The following is a 6,109-nucleotide window of genomic DNA, read 5'->3' as shown; positions in this document are numbered from 1 at the left end:
GGGCTTTATAAAACAGAGGTGATTGAATATTTAAAACAGCAGTGGCAAGGTGTGAACGATGTTGAATTAGCAACCCTAGAATGGGTCGATTGGTTTAACAAAACTCGCATTCATAGTACGATTAGTTATGTGTCGCCTTTTGAGTTTGAGAGACGATACTATGATAGTCTTTGTGAGTCAGACAAAGCTGCCTGACTCAAGCAATCCACTCTCCGATATAGTCGGGGCGGTTCAATGATTTCTGCTTCCATTTTCTCAGCCTCTACCATATCAAGGTAGGTCGACTAAAATGTATGTGATGATATTATTTTATAGGCAGTGATTTCGTTAACTGATCATTAGAGTTACCAGTAAATGTGGGTTCTGATTTATAAAGGCTCAAAAAACATCACGCTAGCCTCAGTCGGAGCATGAGGCTTATGGTCAGTATTCTTAGGAATAACGACCATTTCACCAGCATTCACTTCTATAGTTTTGTCTTTTAATATAATAAATAACTGTCCTGACAGTATGTGAAATAACTTGTCTTCATGTTCGTGATTATGCCACTCGTATTCGCCTTTTAGTTTGGCCAGTTTGACGGTCAACTGATTAAATTGTGCAATATCAGTAGGTTTCCAAAATGCTTTAATGTCATCCAGTTCATTCTTTATGTTGGCTATAAGTAGGCTCATTATTACTTCATCCTGATATATTAGTTACAGTTATCTATATTTGATTGATAATCATTTACATTAAAATGATTGTTTATTGCTAATAATGCTATGATTACTTCAAGAGTTGAAATTTTACGACTCATTCAAATGAATCTGTTTTATCTGGATGTAATAAAACATCTGTTCTCTACTCACTCAAACCACATCCTAAAACATTGTGATTATATTTTTATGGCAGACCTGAACACATTTTATGACCACTATCAGACCAAATATTGGGATTTTGATCGCCCTGATTCTGATTATTTGATTAAACGTCCAACTTACGATGGTAGCTCTGGTTATGGTGACTTGCTGAGCTTGCATAACGGTATTGTGCTCGGCCGAAACTGCATCACGGATGAGCAACCTGTGGTTGAACCGGCTGCGCCATTTTCTTGTGATGTTGGCATGCATTTGGTTGTAGATGCAAACTATACGTTACATGCTAGTAATTTACCTACCGATACAAACATCCACTCGAAGCAAGTTTGGCGACGATCAGGAGATTTTGGTGATATAAACTCTACTACCGATACTGAGTATTTGCAGAGACCATCCATAAATAGCCATGTAGTATCGATCGATTTTAATCAAGAGCTACTGTCACGTTGGGCAGAAAGCTTCGATTTGCCGGCTTGGTTATTGCCAGCTGACGATCAAGATCCTGAAATGGTTCAGGTCCGTTTATCAAATCAGCCACGGCTACTTGCTCGCGCCGCTTATATCCTCTCACTACCTTGTTACACTTTGAGTGATCGCTTGACTTTAGAGAGCCAAGCGTTACTTCTCTGTCAAGACATGCTAGGTATTCAGGACAAATCTGGTCGATTAATAAACCAAAAAAGCCAAATTGATCACGCCGTTGATATTATTCGCCAAGAGTACAAGCATAAGCTAACAATCTCCTTGTTGTCTCAACGAGTGGGTATAAACGAATGCTATCTAAAACAACAGTTCAAACAACAAACGGGCAAAACAATAGGTCAGTTCATCCGTGAATTACGTATGCAGGAAGCAATGCGTTTATTGTTAGATGAATATAAAAGTGTTCAGGAAACGGCATGGTATGTTGGCTATCATGATCCCAGTAATTTCAGCAAAGCATTCGCCAAATTTTATGGCGTCACTCCCACACAACTTATCTAGTCGGCCTATTTATGTCAAGCTGCTACTATTCTCTAAAATACGCTAAACAGGCCTTGAATACAGGCGAATTATTTACGCCAACCTCTTGCTGTGTTTGAGTTCATCTGATTTTTTGACATTGGAAAATGATTAGATGCCATTCTGAATAAGTTCCCTTATTCACCGTATAACTTCCCAGTTTCACCTTATACTCAATGTATCTATTCAAACAAGCATAGTATGATTGATTCTCATTTATACTTTAATGAAAAAATTCCCAGCAAATTGCTTTATAGGCTTGTGATGGTGTTCTGTAGAGTAAAAATTCATTCGTATCTATATAAGTCAGAAGAGTTTCAATAATGCGCTTACTATTTTTGTTACTCACTTTACTCTGTGCTATTTCTTTAATGCTGGGTTCAAAGCAGACGTCAATTGTCGCGCTCTTTAATTTTTCAAGCGACGCGTGGTTGACCATCACGGCCAGCCGTATACCGCGATTGATTGCACTGCTTTTAACAGGGGTAGGGTTGTCTGTCAGTGGTGTTATTCTGCAACACATTGTGCGCAATAAGTTCGTCGAACCTGCCACATCAGGTGGTTTGGATGCAGCCAAGCTTGGTATTTTGGTCTCACTAACGATGCTTCCTAGTGCCAGCACAAGCAATAAAATGCTATTTGCTATGCTCTTTTGTTTTGCAGCGAGTCTGCTTTTTATTTTTATCATCAGCCGTATTACCTTCAAAAACTCTGTGCTGATTCCTGTACTTGGGTTGATGTATGGCAGTGTGCTGAGTTCGATAGCTGAGTTTTATGCCTATCAGCATAATATTTTACAAAGTATGCAAGGCTGGTTGTTAGGAGATTTTTCGAGGGTTGTACAAGGTCAATATGAGCTTATTTATATCATTTTGCCCATTATTGTATTGGCTTATCTTTATGCGCATCGTTTCACGGTGATGGGCATGGGTGAGGAAATGGCAGCCAGTTTGGGATTGCGTTATGCTGCGACAGCTGCATTGGGGCTTATCTTAGTGTCGGTGACCGTTGCGGCATCGGTTATCACTATTGGTGCGATACCTTTTGTCGGCCTTGTCATCCCTAATTTAGTCGCTCTGAAATATGGAGAAAACTTATCAAGAACATTGCCCATCGTTGCACTGGGCGGCGCTGGTTTACTGCTTATTTGTGATATTTTTGGGCGAGTCATTATCTATCCTTTCGAAGTCCCTATCGGGCTGACTGCTAGTGGGGTGGGCGGTGTGATTTTCCTCATGTTGATTATGAAGGGTGTCAAATGAGCCAAGCTGTAAAAATATGGACGATGCTGCTACTGATTCTTCTTTTGGCGCTTGTTTTCTTATTGATAGGCTCAGGATTAGATTTTGATTATTTGATTCCGAAACGCTTTATGCGTCTAGTAATCATTGTACTTGGTAGTGTCTGCTTAGCTGTTTCGTCCATTGTATTTCAAACCATTGTAGGTAACCGTATTTTATCGCCTTCAATTATGGGGTATGAGGCTGTTTATTTGCTGTGGCAAGCGCTGTTGCTCTTGGTTATGGGTACGAACGGGCTGATGATGCTAAGTGTCAGCGGTAATTTCATCGCATCCATCATGTTGATGCTGGTGTATTCGTGGGCACTGCATCGTTTGCTGTTACCTCGATGCAAAAGCGATGTCTTTATGCTGCTGCTATTTGGTCTGGTTTTGACAATGGTCATTGGCACGGTCACACAATTTATTCAGCTTCGTATCAGTCCAGGTGAGTTTTCGGTTTTTCAAGGGTTGAGCTATACCTCTTTTAATAGATCCAATCCTGAAACCGTTTGGTATGGCGTACTAGCGGTAGTAACGGTGTTATGGGTGAGTCGTAAGACGTTACCTGTTTTAGATGTGATGGCTCTCGGTCGTGAGCAATCGATGTCACTTGGTATCAATCATGCCAAATACGTCAAGTTGTATTTGGCTTTAATTGCCATCCTCGTCGCTGTGTCAACGAGCTTGATTGGCCCCACGGCCTTTATGGGCGTGTTCATTGCCAATATAGCTTATGCGCTTGCAGGAAGTAGTAAGCATAAAGTTACATTACCTATAGGTTGTGCGGTCTCTATAGCCATATTTTTGATTGCACAAATATTCGTTGAGCATGTTTTTAACTATAAAACCAGTGTCAGTATTCTTGTCAATCTGGTGTGTGGTATCTATTTTCTGGCATTGACTGTTCGTACTAGAGGGATTACATGATTACCGTTAGTAACCTCCATAAAAGTTATGGTAAAAAAGCCGTGCTATCTGATGTCTCTCTGGCGTTTCCAACGGGGCGTATCACCTCATTAATCGGTCCTAACGGTGCAGGGAAGTCTACTTTATTGATGATGATGGCTAGGTTATTGGAGCCGAGTAGTGGTTATGTGTCACTTGATGGTCAAAAAATCAGTGAAATTCGTACTTCTGAGTATGCTCATCATGTGGCCACACTGCGGCAGTCTCCGGGCTTTAATTTACGATTGACAGTGGAAGAGCTGATCTCTTTTGGACGTTTTCCGTATAGTCGTGGCTCGTTGACGATAGAGGATCGACAAATCATTGATGAGGCGATTGGTTTTTTAGCATTAGAGCCTTTACGTCACGCTTATTTAGATGAATTAAGTGGTGGTCAGCGTCAAATGGCTTTTTTGGCAATGACTATTGCGCAACAAACGGACGTGTTGTTATTGGATGAGCCTCTGAATAATTTAGATATGAAACATGCTGTGCAGATTATGCAAGCCCTACGTCGTCTATGTGATGAGCAGGGCCGTACGGTGATTTTGGTGATTCACGATATCAATTTTGCGGCCAATTATTCTGATTATATTGTGGCTTTGAAAAATGGTGCGCTTAGCTTCAGTGGAGTCTCTGCACAGGTTGTGACAGAAACCAATTTAAGTGAGCTATACGATCTTGATTTTGAAATTATTCGTAATGAACGTGGTTGCTTGTGCAACTACTTCAATTTATCAGGGGTAAAAGTATGAGTTTGAAAAAGAGCGGTTGGGTCTGGGCATTAGCGATCTCGGCAGCTATTCCACTGCAAGGATGTGAAAAAGAATCTACTCAATCTGTGCAGACGATACAAGCGCTAGACACACCTATTACCATCGATCATGAGCTTGGTACTACTGTCATTAATAATCGTCCGCAACGTGTCGCGGTACTGGATATGAATGAAGCTGATTTTTTGGATCAGCTTGATGTGCCAATTGCAGGCATGGTGAAAGATTATGTACCTCATTTTCTTGCTCAGTATAAAGATGATGCTAGTGTGGAGGATTTAGGCGCTATTGTACAACCGAATATGGAACGTATCCATGCACTACATCCTGATCTTATTTTGATGACGCCACTTCATGCGGCTCATTATCAAGAGCTGTCAGAAATTGCACCAACCCTACATTTCGATGTGAATTTTAATAACAGTCATCAGCAGCATATAGCCAGTGTCAAAAATCATCTATTAACACTGGGTCGTATTTTTGATAAGGAAGCGTTGGCGGAGGAAAAGGTCAAGCAGTTAGATACAAGAGTTAAAGAGGTTCAGACCTTCACAAAAAATCGCCCAGAAAAAGCATTGGTTGTCTTACATAACAACGGAGCTTTTAGTAATTTTGGTGTGCAGTCACGCTATGGTTTTATCTTTAATGATTTGGGTGTCAAACCTGCAAGTACCACGGTAGAAACTAGCCTACATGGGCAGCCTATTTCTAGCGAATTCATACAGCAGGCGGATCCGGATATTATTTATATTGTGGACCGTACCGCTGTCATGGAGCGTCGCTCTGTTATAAGTCCTGATGACATTAGCAACCCTTTATTGCGTCAAACAAAAGCATGGAAAAATGGTCATGTCGTTTTTGTTGATGCGGATGCGTGGTATATAGCGGCTGCTAGTCCAACCTCGCTCAACATTATTATGGATGATGTTCTCAAAGGTTATCAGTCAATCTCCTAGACATATTCTAAGAGGAAAGAGTTTTTGAACTAGGACGTGTCTTCAATTCACCCGATAGTCATCTAAATGGGCTAAAAATGGCTAAATCTTGCCAAACATCGTCAAATAGCTGGTTAATATCCCGATATTATCTGCGCTACTTTTCTTGTTTGACGGCAATTTATCTCATTTTTATCACTATTTTTGAAATGAAGACACGCCCTAGAGCCAGTAAATAGTTAAATGAGAAGCAGAAAGTTTTTTATCTAAAATTATTAATGATTATCATTTGTGTTTTTATTCGTATTTATA

The 6,109-nt window shown here is 40.5% G+C and carries 7 protein-coding genes; 6 read left to right on the top strand and 1 reads right to left on the bottom strand.

Translation table 11 applies throughout. From position 1 onward, the window contains the following. Positions 1-195 (top strand): IS3 family transposase (locus EI164_RS14155; RefSeq protein ID WP_192519320.1); only part of this gene is annotated, 195 nt, incomplete at its 5' end. Between the two features lie 173 nt (positions 196-368). Here EI164_RS14155 and EI164_RS14150 read toward each other — a convergent pair. Continuing rightward, complete coding sequence (locus EI164_RS14150; RefSeq protein WP_192520570.1) at positions 369-674, bottom strand: cupin domain-containing protein; 306 nt, start codon at positions 672-674, stop codon at positions 369-371. 213 nt (positions 675-887) lie between these two features. Here EI164_RS14150 and EI164_RS14145 point away from each other — a divergent pair, with 213 nt between their 5' ends. The 5 genes from EI164_RS14145 (at position 888) to EI164_RS14125 (ending at position 5,818) form a co-directional block, all read left to right on the top strand. Beyond that, complete coding sequence (locus tag EI164_RS14145) at positions 888-1,844, top strand: helix-turn-helix domain-containing protein (protein WP_192520569.1); 957 nt, start codon at positions 888-890, stop codon at positions 1,842-1,844. Positions 1,845-2,185: 341 nt separating this feature from the next. Then, a complete protein-coding gene (locus EI164_RS14140) occupies positions 2,186-3,124 on the top strand; it encodes an ABC transporter permease (protein ID WP_192520568.1) in 939 nt (312 codons plus the stop codon). After that, the gene (locus EI164_RS14135; RefSeq protein ID WP_192520567.1) at positions 3,121-4,071 is read left to right on the top strand and encodes an iron chelate uptake ABC transporter family permease subunit; all 951 of its coding nucleotides are present in this window, start codon (positions 3,121-3,123) and stop codon (positions 4,069-4,071) included. Before EI164_RS14140 ends, EI164_RS14135 begins: the two co-directional genes overlap by 4 nt. Further along, a complete protein-coding gene (locus tag EI164_RS14130) occupies positions 4,068-4,844 on the top strand; it encodes an ABC transporter ATP-binding protein (protein ID WP_192520566.1) in 777 nt (258 codons plus the stop codon). Before EI164_RS14135 ends, EI164_RS14130 begins: the two co-directional genes overlap by 4 nt. Further along, positions 4,841-5,818 (top strand): siderophore ABC transporter substrate-binding protein, encoded by a 978-nt coding sequence (locus EI164_RS14125; RefSeq protein WP_192520565.1) that lies wholly within the window; start codon positions 4,841-4,843, stop codon positions 5,816-5,818. The genes EI164_RS14130 and EI164_RS14125 overlap by 4 nt, the downstream gene beginning before the upstream one ends. Positions 5,819-6,109: the final 291 nt, after the last annotated feature.

It is taken from the genome of Psychrobacter sp. FME13 (genome assembly GCF_014861395.1).
GTDB lineage: Bacteria > Pseudomonadota > Gammaproteobacteria > Pseudomonadales > Moraxellaceae > Psychrobacter.
This window is presented reverse-complemented; position numbering and strand designations above follow the sequence as displayed.